Annotated in this window: 12 protein-coding genes; 2 read left to right on the top strand and 10 right to left on the bottom strand. The window is 67.3% G+C overall.

The window, feature by feature from the left end; translation table 11 throughout:
• Positions 1-122 precede the first annotated feature (122 nt).
• Complete coding sequence (locus tag HTY51_RS00310) at positions 123-1,976, top strand: sensor domain-containing diguanylate cyclase (protein ID WP_174250861.1); 1,854 nt, start codon at positions 123-125, stop codon at positions 1,974-1,976.
• Between the two features lie 4 nt (positions 1,977-1,980).
• Here the strand turns inward: HTY51_RS00310 and HTY51_RS00305 are convergent, their stop codons facing one another.
• Entirely contained in the window at positions 1,981-2,802 is an 822-nt protein-coding gene (locus tag HTY51_RS00305) for a DUF4399 domain-containing protein (protein ID WP_174250860.1), read from the bottom strand.
• Between the two features lie 111 nt (positions 2,803-2,913).
• Entirely contained in the window at positions 2,914-8,736 is a 5,823-nt protein-coding gene (gene uvrA / locus HTY51_RS00300) for an excinuclease ABC subunit UvrA (protein WP_174250859.1), read from the bottom strand.
• Positions 8,737-8,872: 136 nt separating this feature from the next.
• Here uvrA and HTY51_RS00295 point away from each other — a divergent pair, with 136 nt between their 5' ends.
• Complete coding sequence (locus HTY51_RS00295) at positions 8,873-9,976, top strand: ABC transporter substrate-binding protein (protein WP_174250858.1); 1,104 nt, start codon at positions 8,873-8,875, stop codon at positions 9,974-9,976.
• Positions 9,977-9,998: 22 nt separating this feature from the next.
• Here the strand turns inward: HTY51_RS00295 and HTY51_RS00290 are convergent, their stop codons facing one another.
• Genes HTY51_RS00290 through bioA form a run of 8 tightly spaced genes read right to left on the bottom strand, consistent with a single transcriptional unit; the run spans position 9,999 to position 17,961 of the window.
• Entirely contained in the window at positions 9,999-10,622 is a 624-nt protein-coding gene (locus tag HTY51_RS00290) for a 2-hydroxychromene-2-carboxylate isomerase (RefSeq protein WP_174250857.1), read from the bottom strand.
• Entirely contained in the window at positions 10,619-10,846 is a 228-nt protein-coding gene (locus HTY51_RS00285) for a DUF1289 domain-containing protein (protein WP_174250856.1), read from the bottom strand. Before HTY51_RS00285 ends, HTY51_RS00290 begins: the two co-directional genes overlap by 4 nt.
• A 10-nt stretch (positions 10,847-10,856) precedes the next feature.
• Complete coding sequence (locus HTY51_RS00280) at positions 10,857-11,762, bottom strand: hydroxymethylglutaryl-CoA lyase (protein WP_174250855.1); 906 nt, start codon at positions 11,760-11,762, stop codon at positions 10,857-10,859.
• Positions 11,763-11,784: 22 nt separating this feature from the next.
• Positions 11,785-12,705 (bottom strand): glyoxylate/hydroxypyruvate reductase A, encoded by a 921-nt coding sequence (locus HTY51_RS00275; RefSeq protein ID WP_174250854.1) that lies wholly within the window; start codon positions 12,703-12,705, stop codon positions 11,785-11,787.
• A gap of 35 nt (positions 12,706-12,740) precedes the next feature.
• Positions 12,741-14,744, bottom strand: a complete 2,004-nt coding sequence (locus tag HTY51_RS00270; protein ID WP_174250853.1) for an acetyl/propionyl/methylcrotonyl-CoA carboxylase subunit alpha — start codon at positions 14,742-14,744, stop codon at positions 12,741-12,743.
• Positions 14,737-15,423 carry a dethiobiotin synthase gene (gene bioD / locus HTY51_RS00265; protein WP_254606936.1) on the bottom strand — a complete coding sequence of 229 codons (687 nt, stop codon included), beginning with the start codon at positions 15,421-15,423 and terminating at the stop codon, positions 14,737-14,739. The genes HTY51_RS00270 and bioD overlap by 8 nt, the downstream gene beginning before the upstream one ends.
• Positions 15,424-15,427: 4 nt before the next feature.
• On the bottom strand, positions 15,428-16,618 hold the full coding sequence (bioF, locus tag HTY51_RS00260) for an 8-amino-7-oxononanoate synthase (RefSeq protein ID WP_174254102.1): 1,191 nt from the start codon (positions 16,616-16,618) through the stop codon (positions 15,428-15,430).
• A gap of 2 nt (positions 16,619-16,620) precedes the next feature.
• The gene (bioA, locus tag HTY51_RS00255) at positions 16,621-17,961 is read right to left on the bottom strand and encodes an adenosylmethionine--8-amino-7-oxononanoate transaminase (RefSeq protein WP_174250851.1); all 1,341 of its coding nucleotides are present in this window, start codon (positions 17,959-17,961) and stop codon (positions 16,621-16,623) included.
• Positions 17,962-17,980 lie beyond the last annotated feature (19 nt).

Here is a 17,980-nt window from a genome sequence, read left to right as displayed (position 1 = left end):
GCCGGGGAGGTCGTCGCGTCGATGTCAGTCGTCTCCAACTTCTGTCCAGGCTTGAACGGATGGCCCCGCCGCCTGGTCGGCATGCTGATCGTGCGCAGGCGCCTGCGTCGCAAGCCCATGCCATGAGCCCCGCCGCCTCCGAACCAGCGCTCACACTGCGCCAGGCCCTGCTGGTCCTCGTGCTTTACGGTCTGGCGGCCCTGCTGTCCATCTGGCTCTCGGCCCGGCCGGGCCAGATCGCCGCCCCCTGGTTTGCCAACCCCATCGGCACCGTGGCCCTGCTGGCCTTGCCGTCCCGGCGCTGGCTGCCCATGCTGCTGGCCCTGGGCCTGGTCAACCTGCTGGTCAATCTGGGCACCCTGCCGGGTGCCTGGCGCTGGGCGCTGCAGCCCGGCCTCGATGCCGTCGCCTTCGTGCCGGGCAACGCCGCCGAAATGCTGCTGGCAGCCGTGCTGCTGCGCCACCTGGGCATGAACGCCGACACGCTGCGCCAGCCCGGGCGTTTCGGTCGTGTGCTCGTGCTGGGCGCCTTGCTGCCCACCTTCTGCAGTGCCTTTGTCGGGGCGGCCCTGGTCGCAGCGCCGACGCACCCATTTACCGAAGCCTGGACCGAGTGGTTTGCCGGCAGCCTGATCGGCAGCGTGGCCGTGCTGCCGCTGGTCTTGGCCATCTGGCTGCTCGGCACGGCCGCTTTGCGCCGGTCACTGCGTCAGCCCCGCACCATCGCTTATCTGGTACTCAGCGCAGCCATCACCCTGCTGGCCATGACCACGCTGCCGCGTCCCTTCGTGGTGATGAGCATCGGCCTGGTTCTGGTGGCGACGCAAACCAGCTTCGCCGTCACCACCCTGGCCACCCTGGTCAACACGGTCCTGCTGGCACTGCTGCACACCACGGGCATGCTGGTCCCGCCGCCCGCGGTCGCCTGGTGGGAACCCGGCCTCTACCAGCTCTCGGTCATCGCCAGCCTGCTGCCCGGCCTGCTGCTGTCGAGCTCGATGGAAGGCCAGACCCAGGCCATGCGGCATCTGCTCGCCAACGAGCAGCGCTTTCGCTCGCTCTACACGCGCACACCGGCCCTGATGCATTCGATCGACCCGCAGGGCCGGATCCTCAGCGTCAGCGAACTCTGGCTCCAGACCCTGGGGTACGAAGAACGCGAGGTGCTGGGCCATCACACGACCGAGTTCATGACGCCGGAAACGGCACGTTATGCGCGTGATGTCGTGATTCCGCAAGCCAAGCGCAACGGCCGCTGCGACAACATCGAATACCAGATGCGCGCGCGCGACGGCCGCGTGCTGGACGTGCTGCTCTCGGCCATATGGCTCTACGACAAGGACGGCCAGCCCCTGCACAGCCTGGCTGTGCTGCAGGACGTGACCGAGAAAAAGCGCCTGCAGGCCCTGAGCTACTACGCCGCCCACGACCCGCTGACCGGCCTGCCCAACCGTGTGCTGCTGCAGGACCGGCTGGAACGCAGCTGCGTGCAGCACGCACGGCATGGCACGCGCTTTGCCATCGGTTTCCTGGACCTGGACCACTTCAAGGCGGTCAACGACACACACGGCCACCATGCCGGTGACCTGCTGCTCAAGCGTGTGGCGCGTCGCCTGCTGACAGCGCTGCGCGCTTCCGACACGGTCTGCCGGCTGGCGGGTGATGAATTCGTGCTGCTGTTCGCCGACGTGGAACACGACACGGACCTGCACCACCTGGTGCAGAAGATCCTGGCCAGCGTGGCCCTGCCTGTGCGCCTGGGAGATCTGCCGGACTCTCCGGTCGTCACCGTGGCGGCCAGCATGGGCCTGGCCCTCTGTCCCGACCACGGGCAGGATCCCCAGACCCTGATGAGCCATGCCGACCAGGCCATGTACACCGCCAAACGCAGCGGGCGCAACCACTACGAGATCTACCAGCCCGGGAGCACCCCCGGCGTATCGAGCCGGCGCGAGGCCGGTGAAGGCGCCAGCTGAGACTTCAGCGCGCGACGACCTTGACGGCGACCGGCTCGGAGCGGGTCATCACGTTGCCGGCCGCCGTGGTGCTGACCAGTTCCAGGCGCAGGGTGTAGTCATCGACGGGCGGGTTGAGCCAGACTTCCGTCTGCCCCGCCGTGAAGTTCATCACCTCCGGCTTGCGGCCGCTACGCTCCATCAGCAGGCGGAAGTGGCCCGTGTCAGCCGCCTTGGCCCCGATGTGGGAGATGTTGTAGCCGCTGGCATGGAACTGGACACGGAAGGGCGGACGCACCGCTTCCTGGTCAGCCGGGCTCTGGATCTCGATGCGCGCCGGGCCCAGCAGGCTGGCCGGCGTCACGTCCTGGTTCTGCTTGCTGATGGTCAGGCTCAGGGGTTTGCTGTAGACGAAAAAGGGGATGTGGCCCTGGTCAGCCAGCAGCATGCGCAGTTCGTACTTGCCCGGCGGCAGGTTCAGCACCGTTTCCATCTGTCCCTTGCCGAAGTGGATGTACTTCTCGGTGAAGGGCAGCGGCTTGTTGAAGTCCAGCGGCAGGGACTGGTTCACCAGCAGGTGGTGGTGTCCGGCGCGGCCAGCCGTCTTGCCGGCCGGCACGATGCCGCGCATGGACAGGCCGAAACGCACAACCAGTGGCGCTTCCCTCACCTCCCCGTCCTTGAGGTTGGTGAAATAGGACTCGGCCGTGCGCGACGTGGGCAGCGTCACCCAGGGGTGGGGCAGCAGTTCGGGTGCGTCGGCAGTGGCCGCCGGCACCTGGGCGGCCACCGCGGTCGTGAAGAGCAAGAGGGCCGCAAGCACCGTCCGTGACATCTTGTTCTGCATAAGGTCTTCTATAAGAGTAGAGGTCAAGGCTAACAGGAAACCTTGACTTCCGTCAAAACAGGGGCATTCGCAGGGACGACGGCGCCCTGATATTCCGCATGCTGCCCGGGCTCAGCCCCGCGCCAGCACCGGCCCCAGTGCCTGCCCCGTGTGCGTGGCCAGCCGCACCACCTCTTCCGGCGAGGCCGCCGCCACGATACGACCACCGTCCTTGCCCCCGTCGGGACCGAGGTCCAGGATCCAGTCGGCTTCGGCGATCACATCCAGGTCGTGCTCGATCACCACCACGCTGTGGCCGCCATCGACCAGGCGGTGCAGCACGCGAATGAGCTTGTCCACGTCGGCCATGTGCAGGCCTACGGTGGGTTCGTCCAGCACATAAAGCGTGTGCGGCGCCTTCTGGCCGCGGCGACCGACCTCGTCACGCACCTTGCTCAGTTCGGTCACCAGCTTGATGCGCTGCGCCTCACCGCCACTCAGGGTGGGCGAGGGCTGTCCCAACGTGAGGTAGCCCAAGCCCACGTCCTTGAGCAACTGCAGCGGGTGGGCGATGCTGGGCATGGCGGCGAAGAAGTCCACCGCCTCGTCCACTTCCATCTGCAGCACGTCGCCGATGCTCTTGCCGCGCCAGGTCACGGCCAGGGTCTCGGGATTGAAACGCGCGCCCTTGCAGCTCTCGCACAGCACCTTCACGTCGGGCAGGAAGCTCATCTCGATGGTGCGCACGCCCTGGCCTTCGCAACCCGGGCAACGGCCTTCGCCGGTGTTGAAGCTGAAACGACCGGCCGCGTAACCGCGCGCCTTGGCCTCCAGGGTTTCGGCAAAGAGCTTGCGGATGGTGTCCCAGAAACCGATGTAGGTGGCAGGACAACTGCGCGGCGTCTTGCCGATGGGGGTCTGATCCACTTCGAGCACGCGGTCCACGGCCTCGTAGCCACTGACACCTTCGCAACCGCTCCAGTCCACGCCACGGGCCAGCGCATCGCGCCCAGCCTTGGTGGCACGCTTGGCCACGACGGCCGCCACATTGGCCAGCAGCACGTCGCGCGCCAGCGTGGACTTGCCGGAACCGCTGACACCGGTGACGGCCACCAGGCGCTTGAGCGGCACCTGGGCCGTGACCTGCTGCAGGTTGTGCAGCTGCGCGCCCTGCACGGTGAGCCACTGCAGATCCGCGGCCTTCATGTCACGGCGCGGCTGCAGCGGGTGCTTCATGGCGTGCAGCAGGTAACGGCCGGTCTGCGAGTCTTCCGTGTCAGTCACGTTTTGCACCGAACCTTGCGCCACCAGCCGGCCGCCGCGTTTGCCAGCGCTGGGGCCGATATCGATGATGTGGTCGGCCCGGCGTATGGTGTCCTCGTCGTGCTCCACCACCACCAGGGTGTTGCCCTGGTCGCTCAGGCGCTGCAGGGCATTGAGCAGGATCTGGTTGTCACGCGCGTGCAGGCCGATGGTGGGCTCGTCCAGCACGTAACAGACCCCCTGCAAGTTGCTGCCCAGTTGGGCGGCCAGGCGGATGCGCTGCGCCTCGCCGCCACTGAGCGTGGGCGCGCCACGGTCCAGCGTGAGGTAGCCCAGGCCCACCTGCTCCAGGAACTCCAGCCGGCTCTTGATCTCGGGAATCAGGTCACGTGCGATGTCGCTTTCGCGCTGGGTCATGCGGCCGATTACCTGCAGGGTCTCCACCCAGGCTCGCACATCGCTCACGCTCAGTCGCGCGATCTCGGTGATGCCCACGCCGTTGAACTTGACCGCGCGTGCGGTGGCGTTCAGGCGGGTGCCCTGGCACGACGGACAGGCGATGTCGGCCACATCCTCCACCTCGGGTTCGGCAAAGGTCTGCTCACGGCCCTTCTCCTTGTCGTCGCGCACCGAGTCGTCGAGCAGCTTGCGCTGTTCCTTGCTGAGCTTGACGCCCGTACCCACGCAGTCCGGGCACCAGCCGTGTTTGCTGTTGTAGGAGAACAGGCGCGGGTCCAGCTCGGCGTAAGACGTGGCGCAGACCGGACAGGCGCGCTGCGTCGAATAGGCCTGCAGCTTGCCGATGCCGGCGGTGGGCGCGCCGCTCTTCATGGCCTCGGCCAGGCCGTCCAGGGAACTCAGCACGTGCAGCACGCCCTTGCCGTGCTCCAGCGCTGTCGTCAGCGCCAGGCGCAGCGCAGCCTCGTTCGCAGGATCCACCATCAGGCTGGCGACCGGCAGCTCGATGGTGTGCTCCTTGAAGCGGTCGATGCGCGGAAAACCCGTGGTGGGCAGGAAGTTGCCGTCCACCCGCAGATGGGTGTAACCCCGCGGGCGCGCCCACTCGGCGAGTTCGGTGTAGACACCCTTGCGGTTCATCACCAGCGGCGCCAGCAGGCCGATTTCCTGGCCGCGGAACTGCTTCATCAGCTGGGCCAGGATGCTGTCGGGCGTCTGCGGCGCCACCGCAGCGCCGTCGTGCACGCAGTGCTGCATGCCGAGCTTCACGAACAGCAGGCGCAGGAAATGCCAGACCTCGGTGGTAGTGCCGACCGTGGACTTGCGGCCACCGCGGCTGAGGCGCTGCTCGATCGCCACCGTGGGCGGGATGCCGTAGACCGCGTCCACCTCGGGCCGGCCCGCGGGCTGCACGATGCTGCGGGCGTAGGCGTTGAGCGACTCCAGGTAACGGCGCTGCCCCTCATTGAACAGGATGTCGAAAGCCAGGGTGGACTTGCCCGAGCCGCTGACGCCGGTGATGACGTTGAACTTGCCGCGCGGGATGTTGACACTCAGGCTCTTGAGGTTGTGCTCCTTGGCGTTGACGATCTGGATCGCGTCGGGCGCGTCCGACTTCTTGCGCACCGGCTTGTGGCCGGGTGTGAAAGCCTGCGGGATGAAACGCGCTGCGCCCTCCTGCGCCTCGTGCACCTCGCCCATGGCCAGCGCGTACTCGCGCAGGGCGCGGCCGGTGTGGCTACTGGGGTGCAGGCGCACCTCTTCCGGTGTGCCCACGGCCACCAGCTCGCCACCGGCGTCACCACCTTCGGGGCCGAGGTCGATCAGCCAGTCGCTGGCGCGCATCACGTCCAGGTTGTGCTCGATGATGAGCAGGGAGTGGCCGGCATCGAGCAGCTTGCGCAGTGCGCGCATGAGCTTGGCGATGTCGTCGAAATGCAGGCCGGTGGTGGGCTCGTCGAACAGGAAGAGCGTGCCCTTCCTGCCCACGACCTGCCGGCTGGCCGTGGCGCTTTTGGCAGCCTCGGCCAGGAAGCCGGCGAGCTTGAGGCGCTGCGCCTCGCCGCCCGAAAGCGTGGGCACAGGCTGGCCCAGGCGCACGTACTCCAGGCCCACGTCCACGATGGGTTGCAGGGCGCGGATCACGTCACGGTCGTTGGCGAACAGCCCGGCCGCCTCGCTGACGGTGAGCTCCAGCACGTCGGCCACGTTGAGCAGGCGCCCGCCACGCTCCACGGTGATCTCCAGGATCTCGGGCCGGTAGCGTTTGCCATCGCAATCCGGGCAGCGCAGGTAGACATCGCTGAGGAACTGCATCTCCACGTGCTCGAAGCCCGAACCGCCGCAGGTGGGACAGCGGCCGTCGCCGCTGTTGGCGCTGAACTTGGCCGCGGTGTAGCCACGCTGGCGCGACAGCGGCGCATTGGCGTAGATCTCGCGGATGGCGTCCCAGGCACCCACATAACTCACGGGGTTGGAACGCGCGGTCTTGCCGATGGGCGACTGGTCGACAAACACCACGTCGGCCAGCTGCTCGGCGCCCAGCAGACGCTCATGCGCCCCCGGGGTTTCCGTGGCCCGGCCGAAGTGGCGCATCAGCGCCGGGGCCAGCACGTCCTGGATCAGCGTGGACTTGCCCGAACCCGAGACGCCGGTCACGCAGACCAGGCGGCCCAGCGGAATGTCGACGGAGATGTTCTTGAGGTTGTGCTCGCGCGCACCCTCGAGGATGAGGCGCGGCGTGTTCTCGGCCACCATGCGCTTGAAGCCCATGCCGACCTGCTTGCGCGCGCCGAGGTAGGCGCCCGTGAGCGTGTCGGCATTGCGCAGGTCATCCGTGCTGCCGTCGAAGACGATCTGGCCACCGCGCTCACCCGGCCCCGGGCCCATGTCGATCATGCGGTCGGCGGCGAACATCACGGCCGGGTCGTGCTCGACCACCACCAGGGTGTTGCCGGCATCACGCAGGCGGTGCATGGCCTCGATGATGCGGTGCATGTCGCGCGGGTGCAGGCCGATGCTGGGCTCGTCCAGCACGAACAGGGTGTTGACCAGCGAGGTGCCCAGGGCCGTGGTGAGGTTGATGCGCTGCACCTCGCCGCCCGAGAGCGTGCGGCTCTGGCGGTCCAGCGTGAGGTAGCCGATGCCCACGTCGCACAGGTACTTCAGGCGGGTGGTGATTTCCTCGAACAGCAGTTTCAGCGCCTGCGCTTCGCCCTCGGCATGGGTCGAGGCGGTGATCTCGCTTTGCTGGAAACCGTCGAAGAAGCGGCGCAGGCGGTCCAGCGGCAGCAGCATCAGGTCGTGCAGGCACAGGCCGGGCAGCGCCTCCAGCTGGGCGCGGCTCCACTGGGTGCCGGCCGGCAGGAAACGCTTGGCGGGTTCGAGCACGGCATCGGCGTCGGCCTTGCTGCCGATGCGCCAGAGCAGGCTCTCGGTCTTGAGGCGGGCACCGTTGCAGGTCTCGCAAGGCGTGTAGCTGCGGTACTTGGACAGCAGCACCCGGATGTGCATCTTGTAGGACTTGGTTTCCAGGTACTCGAAGAAACGCTTGATGCCGTACCACTGCTGGTTCCACTTGCCCTTCCAGTTGGGTGAGCCGTAGATGACCCAGCCCTTCTGCTCCTCGGTCAGCTTGTACCAGGGGGTGTCGCGCGGGATGCCGGCCGCCTCGGCGTGGCGCATCAGGTCGTCCTGGCACTCGGCCCAGGCGGGGGTCTGGATGGTCTTGATGGCGCCGGCGCGCAGGGTGAGCTTGTCGTTCGGGATGACCAGGCCATAGTCCACCCCGATCACGCGGCCGAAACCGCGGCAGACCTCGCAGGCACCCACGGCCGAGTTGAAGGAGAACATGGAGGGGATGGGGTCGGCGTAGCGCAGGTCGCTGTCTGGGTTGTGCAGGCCGGTGGAGAAACGCCAAATCTCAGGCTCGCCTTCATCCTGCAGACGGTAGACGTTGAGCCGCCCGCTGCCGCGCTTGAGCGCGACCTCGATAGCCTCGACCACACGGGCACGCTCGGCGCCCCCGATGCGGAACCGGTCCGCCACCACGTCAAGGACTTTGACAGCCCCCACGCTCGACACTGACGTGTCCTCGCTGCCCCCCGAGGGGGCGCTCGCTTGCTTGGGGCGGCCCGGCGCGGCGCTCGTGCGCGGCCCGGCCGGTGTGGCCACCTCGCGCTCGGCCTGCACCTTGGTGAAGCCGCTGGCCGACAGCCACTGCTCGATCTCTTCGCGGCTGGTATTGCCGGGCAGTTCGACCGGGAAGGTGAGCACCAGGCGCGGATCGCCGGCTTGGGCGGCACGTTTCTGCAGCTCGGCGTAGATGCTGTCGGCGCTGTCGTGCCGCACGGGCTGGGCCGTCTGACGGTCGAAGAGCTGGGCGGCGCGTGCATAGAGCAGCTTGAGGTGGTCGTTGAGTTCGGTCATCGTGCCCACCGTGGAGCGCGAGGAGCGCACCGGGTTGGTCTGGTCGATGGCGATGGCCGGGGGCACGCCCTCCACCTTGTCGACCGCCGGCTTGTCCATGCGGTCGAGGAACTGGCGGGCGTAGGCGCTGAAGGTCTCGACGTAACGGCGCTGGCCCTCGGCGTAGAGGGTGTCGAACACCAGGCTGGATTTGCCGGAGCCGCTGGGCCCCGTGACCACCGTCAGCTCACCCGTACGTATGTCCAGATCGAGGTTCTTGAGGTTGTGCTGGCGCGCGCCGCGGATGCGGATGGTCCCCTGGGTCATGGCTGCTGTCTTTCGGTGTGGCCCGAACATTCTAGGCATGCCCCCTTACCCCAGCATGACCACGGGGCATGCACCCGGACAGCCCGCTTCCGCTAGACTAGCCCCTCCTCCAAAACTACAAATCCACGGAGACAAGATGCAAAGCTTCAAAGTGTTGGGAACCGTCCTGCTCACCCTGGCGGCGGCGGCCAGCCAGGCCCAGATCCTGATCGGCCAGACGGCCGGTTTCAGCGGCGCGGTGGCCGCCGGCGTGAAAGAAACCACCGACGGCGCCAAACTCTATATCGATGCCATCAATGCCAAGGGCGGCATCGCCGGCCAGAAGATCGAACTGATCTCGCTGGACGACAAGTTCGACCCCAAGCTCGCGGCGGAAAATGCCCGCAAGCTGATCGAGGAAAACAACGTCTCGGCGCTATTCCTCAACCGCGGCACGCCGCACTCCGAAGCCATCATCCCCCTGCTGGACAAGCATGGCATTGCGCTGATCGCCCCCTCCACCGGTGCCATGAGCCTGCATCAGCCCGTGAAAAAACACGTCTTCAACGTGCGGGCCACCTACCAGCGCGAAGCCGAAAAGGCCGTGGGCCATCTGGTGACGATCGGCATCACCAAGATCGCCCTGGTGCATGTGGACGACAGCTTCGGCAATGACGTGCTGATCGGCGCACAAAGAGGGCTGGCCAGCGCCAAGCTCCAGCCGGTGCTGCTCGAAAAATACGACCGCACCAAACCCGACTTCTCCAGGATCGCCCCGGCACTGGCCCAGTCCGGCGCGCAGGCCGTGGTCCTGATCGCCTCGGGCGCGGCCGCGGCGGACGCCGTGAAGGCCTTCCGGGCCGCCGGCAGCATCGCCCAGGTGGTCACCCAGTCGAACAACGCCTCCGGTGGTTTCATCAAGAGCCTGGGTGAACATGCGCGCGGTGTCATCGTCTCCCAGGTGTTCCCGCAGTCGCTGTCCTACACCTTGGTCAAGGAAGCACAGGACATGGCACGCGCCAAGGGCTTGGCGGAAGTCACGCCCGCCATGCTCGAAGGTTTCGCCGCAGCCAAGGTGCTGGTGGAGGCCCTGCGCCGTGCCGGCCCCAAACCCAGCCGCGAGCGCATCCAGGCCGCCCTGGAAGGCCTGAGCAAGTTCGACATCGGCGGCCTGGAAGTGAACTTCAGCCCCCAGGACCACACGGGCCTGGACTTCGCCGACCTGTCCATCATCACGGCGGACGGCCGCTTCCGGCGCTGAGTCGCGGGCGCCAGCGCGCGGCTCAGACTGGGCCGGCCGTCTGCGCCAGCCAGCCTGGGCCGTCGAACCAGGCATCACCTTCGAGGTAACGGCGCAGCATGGGCAGGCTGTCCAGGCCCCAGAACATGCGCCCATCCACCACAAAAGACGGCACGCCGAACACGCCGGCGGCCACGGCCTCGTCGGTGTTGGTCCGCAGGCGGGCCTTGACGGTCTCGTCGTCGGTTTCGAGCCTTGGCGCCAACTGCTCACGCAGGGCCTGCAGGCGCACGGGGTCGTTGGCATCCAGACCGCCATGCCAGACATGGCGCAGCAGGGTCTCGCAGACATAACGGTTGGGGTCGCCGCCCTGCGCGGCAGCAATCGCCAGGCGCAGCAGGGGCAAGGGGTTGAAGGGGTGCACAACCGGCATCTGCAGCGGCACCCCGTGCTGCTGGCCCAGCCACATCACATGCCGGTAGGTCCATTCGCGTTTGGCCGGCACCTCGGCCGGGCCGAGCAGCTTGTGCTGCCGCAGCAGGGCGCCCAGCAGCACCGGCCGGTAGGTCACGGAATAACTCAAGCCCATCAGCGCCTCGGGCAGCTTCTCGAAGGCCAGATGGGTATAGGGCGAGATGAAGTCCAGGTAGAAGGTGATCTGTTTCATGGTCTCGCTCTTTCCTCTTGCTTGGCCCGCACTTCGATGCGCGCCCAGACGGCACGTTTGCCCGTGTCGTCCAGCGTGGACCAGGCGGCGATCTCGTCCAGCGTGCGCAGGCAGCCGCGGCACAGGCCGCTGGCGATCTCCATCGTACAGACCGAGATGCAGGGCGACGGCAGGTCGCGCTGCTTGGCCTGCGCCCGCACCGCCTGTCTGGCCAGCCATTCCATTCCGGGAACCTCAGCCACGCTTGTTCAGCAGGGCCGTCGCGGCACGCGAATTCGGCTTGCGCTGCAGGAAGTCGCTGATGTACTGACCCGCGTCCACCAGCCGGTCCAGATCGATGCCGGTATCTATGCCCATGCCGTGCAGCAGGTAGACCACGTCTTCGGTCGCCACATTGCCGGTGGCCCCCTTGGCATAGGGGCAACCGCCCAGGCCGGCCACGGAGGACTGGAAATTCCAGACCCCCATCTCCAGCGCGGCGTAGGTGTTGGCCAGCGCCTGGCCATAGGTGTCGTGGAAGTGGCCCGAGATGGCGTCGATGCCGAAGTGCGGCAGCGTGGCCTCGATCGCGCGCCGGACCTTGAGCGGCGTGCCGGTGCCGATGGTGTCGGCCACGTCCACCCGCTGCACGCCGATGTCCTTCATCAGCCGCGCCAGCATGCCCACCCGCTCGGGCGCGACCTCACCCTCGTAGGGACAACCCACGGTGCAGCTCATGGCACCGCGCACCCGGATGCCCGCCTTGAGCGCAGCCTCCACCACGGGCGCAAAGCGCTCGATGCTTTCGGCGATGGAGCAATTGATGTTCTTCTGGCTGAACAGTTCGCTGGCCGCGCCGAAGACCACGATCTCGTCGGGCCTGGACAGCACTGCGGCTTCAAAGCCCTTCATGTTCGGCACCAGCACCGAATAAGACACGCCGGGCTGGCGCGTGAGGCCGGCCATGACCTCGGTGTTGTCGGCCATCTGCGGCACCCACTTCGGCGACACGAAGCTGGTGACCTCGATCTCCTTCAGACCCGCGGCCTGCAGGCGCTGCACCAGCCCGATCTTGACGGCCGCCGGCACCGGCTGCTTCTCGTTCTGCAGGCCGTCGCGCGGACCGACGTCGATCAGTTGAACTCGGGTGGGCAGGCTCATGGTGTTCTTTCTGCTGAAGTGCTCAGTATCCCTTGAGATGATCGACCACGCCGGCGATGGGCTTTCCCTGTTCAAGGGCCGTGATCTTGCCGGCAATCTGCGCCACGCTTTCGTCGCGCAGGGTGCGTGCCGCCGTGTGTGGCGTCACCGTGATCTTCGGATGGCGCCAGAACGGGTGGCCGGCAGGCAGCGGTTCCTGGCGGAACACATCCAGCGCGGCGCCGGCCAGATGCCCGCTGTCCAGCAGCGAAATCAGGTCTTCCTCCACCAGATGCGCGCCACGTGCCACGTTGATCACATAGCCGCCGGGCTGCAACAGCGACAGGGTCTCGCGCTTCATGATGCCGCGGGTCTCCTCGGTCAGCGGCAGCAGGCAGACCAGCACTTTGGTCTCGGCCAGGAATTCGGCGAACTGTGCTTCCCCCGCATAACAACGCACACCCGGCAGTTCCTTGGAGGAGCGGCTCCAGCCCCGCACCGGGAATTCAAACTGCTGCACGGCACGGACCACGCGCTGGCCCAGCACGCCCAGGCCCATGATGCCCACGGGAAAGTCCTCGCGCAGGCGCGGCTTGCGGAAGGACCACTTGCCGCTGGCCACGTCGGCTGCATAAACGTCGAACTCGCGGAAGTGGCGGATCAAGGCATGCACCACGTACTCGGCCATTTGCACCGACATGCCGGCATCGTCCAGGCGCACCAGCTTCGTCCTGGGCGGCAGCCTGAGCTGCGTGAGGGCATCCACACCGGCACCGATGTTAAAGAGCGCCTTGATCTGCGGCTGCTCGTCGAGAAACTGTTGCGGCGGGGCCCAGACCACGGCGTAGTCGGCCGGGCCGGCGCCCGGCGTCCAGACCTCGATCTCGGCCTGGGGCAGCGCGGTGCGCAGCGCAGCCAGCCAGGGTTCGGCCTTGAAATCGGTGCAGCAGAAATAGATCTTCATGGCGCGAGCTTAGCGGCAGTTGTCTGCTTGCCCCGTCACGCCACGGACAGCTTCAACAGCTCCGCCCCTTCGGCCACCTGGTCCCCCGGCGCATACAGCAGCTCGGCCACCACACCCGCGGCCGGCGCGGCGATGGTGTGCTCCATCTTCATGGCCTCCATCACGGCCAGCACCTGGCCCTTGCTCACGGTGTCGCCGGCCTTGACGGCAAAGGACACCACCTTGCCCGGCATGGGCGCGGTCAGGCGCCCGCCCTCGGCCTGCGCCTCGCCGGCATGGGCCAGCGCGTCCAGCACGGTGATCTGGGTCGCGCCCTGCGGGGTGTAGACGTGGGCCACCTCGCCACTGCGCAGCACCTGCACGAGCACACGCAGACCAGCGTAGCGCAGGACGATGTCGTCCCCATGGCGACTGAACTGCAGCGCGGCGCCTGCCTCTTCCACCCGCAGCTGCAAGGCCCCGTCGTGCAGGTAGCTCAGCACCGCCGTGTGCAGCTCGCCGTGGAACTCCAGGTCGAAGTAGCGTTGCATCAGGCCGTGTGTACACCAGCCGTCGCGCCGCGCCCAGGGATCGACCCAGCCCGCCGACTGTGCGGCTGCCTGTTCCTGCAGCAAGGTGTGCGCCACCACCGCAGCCGCAGCCAGTGGCAGGCCCACCTTTTCCTGTTCGAAGAGCACGGCGGCCTCGCGCACGATCAGCGCGGTGTCCAGGTCGGCTTGGGCAAAGGAGCGGCAACCCACCACATGGCGCAGGAACTGCACATTGGTCTGCAGGCCCACGATGCGGGTGGCCGCCAGCGCGGCGTCGAGCCGGGCCAGGGCCTGCTCGCGCGTGTCGCCGTGCACGATGAGCTTGGCGACCATGGAGTCATAGAACGGACTGATGGTGTCACCTTCACGCACACCGGAATCCACGCGCACATCGGCCCGCTCGAAGGTGCTGCATGCTGGCAGGGCATAAACCTGCAGCGTGCCCGTGGCGGGCAGGAAATGCTTGTCCGGGCTCTCGGCGCAGATGCGCGCCTCGATGGCGTGGCCGTGGATCTTCAGCTGCTCCTGCTTCAACGGCAGCGGCTCGCCGGCCGCCACACGCAACTGCCACTCGACGAGATCGAGCCCCGTGATGGCCTCGGTCACCGGGTGCTCGACCTGCAGGCGGGTGTTCATCTCCATGAAGAAGAAGCTCATCTTTCCTTCACGTTGTTCAACAATGAACTCCACCGTGCCCGCACCCACGTAATTCACGGCGCGCGCCGCCGCCACGGCGGCCTGGCCCATCTGCAGTCTCAACTCGGGTGTCATGCCCGGCGCCGGCGCCTCCTCCAGCACCTTCTGGTGGCGGCGCTGCACCGAGCAGTCGCGCTCGAAGAGGTAGACGCAGTGGCCCTGCGTATCGCCGAAGACCTGGATTTCGATGTGGCGCGGGCGCAGCACGTACTTCTCGATCAGCACCGCCGCGTCGCCGAAGCTGTTGATGGCCTCGCGCTGGCAGGAGGCCAGCGAGCTCTCGAAGTCCTCGCGCTTTTCCACCACCCGCATGCCCTTGCCACCGCCGCCGGCACTGGCCTTGATCAGCACCGGGTAGCCGATGCGGTCCGCCTCGTGCTGCAGGAGTTTCGTGTCCTGGTCGGCGCCGTGGTAACCCGGCACCAGGGGCACACCGGCTTTTTCCATCAGGCGCTTGGACTCGGCTTTCAGGCCCATGGCCTGGATGGCCGAGGCCGGCGGGCCGATGAAAACCAGGCCGGCTTTCGCACAGGCCTGGGCAAAGGCCTCGTTCTCGCTCAGGAAACCGTAGCCCGGGTGGATGGCCTGGGCGCCGGTCGCCTGGGCGGCTTCGATGATGCGCTCCCAGCGCAGATAACTCTCGGCCGGCGCGCTGCCGCCGATAAACACGGCCTCGTCGCAGACCGCGACGTGTTTGGCGTTCGCATCGGCATCGGAATAGACAGCGACGGTGCGGATGCCCATGCGTTTCGCCGTGGCCGCAACCCGGCAGGCGATCTCTCCACGATTGGCAATCAGGATTTTCTTAAACATGCTTCACCTTTCCCAGGTCGAGATAAGTCGCTGCCGCAGCTGCGGTGGGATGTTCGAGTCGCGGCACATGGCCGAGCAGCGGGGCCGAAATGCGCGCGGCGATCGCTTCGATATTGCCGTCCATGTGGGCCATGGCCGGGTCCACGGTGTTGGCCACCCAGCCGGCCAGCTTGAGACCACGCGCGGCGATGGCCTCGGCGGTCAGCAGGGCATGGTTGATGCAGCCCAGGCGCAGGCCCACCACGAGGATGACGGGCAGGCCCAGCTGGCGGGCAAGGTCCGAGGTGTCGTAGCCGTGGGTCAGCGGCACGCGCCAGCCCCCCACGCCCTCGACCACCACGGCCTCGGCCTGGGTCCGCACCTGTTCGTAGCTGGCGATGATGCGGCGCGGCTCGATCAGCACGCACTCCAGCGCCGCCGCGATATGGGGCGCGGCCGGCGTGCGCAGCAGGTAGGGGGTGGTCAGTTCGCGCTGCAGCTTCAGGGGCGCGGCGTCATAAAGCTGGTCTACGTCCTCGTTGCGCCAGACACCGTCGCGTAACTCGGCGCCAGCTGCCAGCGGTTTCATGCCGGCGGCGCGCACACCGGCCTGGCCCAGCGCATACAACAAGGCACTGCTGATGAGGGTCTTGCCGATCTCGGTGTCGGTGCCGGTGACGAAGCAGGAAAAAGCCTTCACGGTCTCAGGCCTCCTGCGCCAGCTGACCCAGCGCGGCCAGCAGCCGCGCCACATCGTCGTGGGTATGGGCAGCGGACAGCGTGATCCTCAGGCGCGCCGTACCGGCCGGCACCGTGGGTGCGCGGATGGCCGAGACCCAGAGGCCCTGGGCTTCCAGTGCCTGCGCGGCCGCCATCACCTCGGCATTGCCGCCGATCACCAGCGGCTGGATCGGCGTGGCGGAGTCCAGATGCAACCAGCCCGCGCGTACCGGCATGCCGGCCAGTTGGTGGCGCAGCAGGTCCAGCTGGGCGCGGCGCTGCTGCCCTTCCCGGCTGTCGATCAGGGCAATGCTGGTCAGCAGCGCATGGGCCAGGGCCGGTGCGGCGGCGGTCGTGTAGATATAGGGCCGGGCGCGCTGCACCAGCCAGTCGATCACGGTTTCGTGCGCGGCGACGAAGGCGCCACTGACACCGGCGGCCTTGCCCAGTGTGCCCATGTAGACCAGCTGCGGTGAGCGCAGCTTGAAATGCTCCAGCGCACCGCGGCCGTGCTCGCCGAGCACGCCGAAACCGTGCGCGTCGTCCACCACCAGCCAGGCAGCAAAGCGTTCGCACAGGTCCAGGATCTGCGGCAGCGGAGCGATGTCGCCGTCCATGCTGAAGACGCTGTCGGTCACCACGATCTTCGTTTTCGCCGTGCTGGCGGCCAGCGCGGCCTCCAGTGCCCCCACGTCGCTGTGCGCATAGACCGTCACCTTGGCCCGCGCCAGGCGCGTGCCGTCGATGATGGAGGCGTGATTGAGAGCGTCGGAAAAAATCTCGACCTCGCCCGGCGTGGCGGCGGCCAGGGCCGTCAGCACCGCCAGATTGGCCATGTAGCCGGTGCTCAGGTACAGCGCACGCGCCTGCTCCAGGTGCGGCGCCTCGAAGGCGGCCAGGCGCTCCTCGAGTTCCTCATGGGCTTTGGAGTGCCCGCTGACCAGGTGCGAGGCACCGCTGCCGGCGCCGTAGAGGCTGACACCCTCCTTCAGCGCCGCGGCGATGCGCGTATCGGCCGCCAGGCCCAGGTAGTCGTTGCTGTTGAAGCTCAGCACGCGCTGGCCGTCCAGCATGAGGTTCGGCGCGCAGGCGGTTTCGGCCGTGCGGCGGCGGCGGCGCAGACCCTGGGCGTCCAGACGGTCGATTTCTTTCTGCAGTGTGTCGAGCATGGCCAAGCTCATGCCATCACCTCATCGAACACCGCGCACGTGCGCTGCGCCAGCTGGGTGATTTCTTCGTCGTTCAGGATGTAGGGAGGCATGAGATAGACCGTGCGGCCGATGGGGCGCAGCAGCAGGCCGCGTTGCAGGGCCGTCGTGAAGAAACGCCGCGAGAAGGTGGCGGCCTGGGCCGGGTCATCGACCACGGCATCGAAGGCCCAGATCATGCCGCGCCGGCGGAAATGCCGCACGCGCTCATCGGTGGCCAGAGGTGCCAGCGCCATCGTCAGTTCATGCGCCCTCAAACGGTTGGCATTCAACACATCGTCCTGGGCAAAGATGTCCAGCGTGGCCAGCGCCGCGCGGCAGGCCAGGGGGTTGCCGGTGTAGGAATGCGAGTGCAGGAAACCCCGCGTGACGTCGGCGTCGTAGAAGGCCCGGTAGATGGCTTCGCGTGTCATCACCAGCGACAGCGGCAGGTAACCGCCGCTGATGCCCTTGGACAGGCAGACGAAGTCGGGCCAGATGCCGGCCTGCTCGCAGGCGAAGAAGCTGCCGGTGCGGCCGCAGCCCACGGCGATCTCGTCGGCGATCAGGTGCACCTGGTGGCGGTCGCAGATGGCGCGCACTTCCTTCAGGTAGACCGGGTCATGCATGGCCATGCCGGTGGCGCACTGCACCAGCGGCTCGACGATGACGGCAGCGATCTTGCCGGCACGTTCCTGCAGCAAGGTCTCCAGCGCTGCCGCCGCACGCCGCGCCACATCCTCTGCACTCTCGCCGGGCTGGGCCAGCCGCGCGTCGGGCGAGGCCACCACATGGGCGCGCTGAATCAGCGGGCCATAGGCGTCACGGAACAGGGCCACATCGGTCACGGCCAGCGCGCCGATGGTCTCGCCGTGGTAGCTGCCGGACAGGCAGACGAATTCCTGTTTCTGGCTCTGGCCGCTGTTGCGCCAGTAATGGAAACTCATCTTCAGCGCGATCTCCACCGCCGAAGCACCGTCGGAAGCATAGAAGCAATGGCCCAGCACCCCGCCGGTCAGCGCGCCCAGGCGCTCGGACAGCTCCACCACCGGCTGGTGCGTGAAACCCGCCAGCATGGCGTGCTCCAGCCGGTCGAGCTGGTCTTTCAGCGCCGCGTTGATGCGCGGATTGGCATGACCGAAGAGGTTGACCCACCAGGAGCTGATGGCGTCCAGATACGCCTTGCCCTGCACGTCGACCAGCCAGGCCCCGCGGCCGTGGCTGACCGGGATCAGCGGCACGGTCTCGTGGTGCTGCATCTGGGTGCAGGGATGCCAGACGCTGCGCAGGCTGCGCGCGACCCAGTCGGAGGAGAGGTCTTCGGCTTTCAATTCGATGCTTTTCGTTCAA

Source organism: Rhodoferax sp. BAB1 (genome assembly GCF_013334205.1).
Lineage (GTDB): Bacteria > Pseudomonadota > Gammaproteobacteria > Burkholderiales > Burkholderiaceae_C > Hylemonella.
This window is presented reverse-complemented; position numbering and strand designations above follow the sequence as displayed.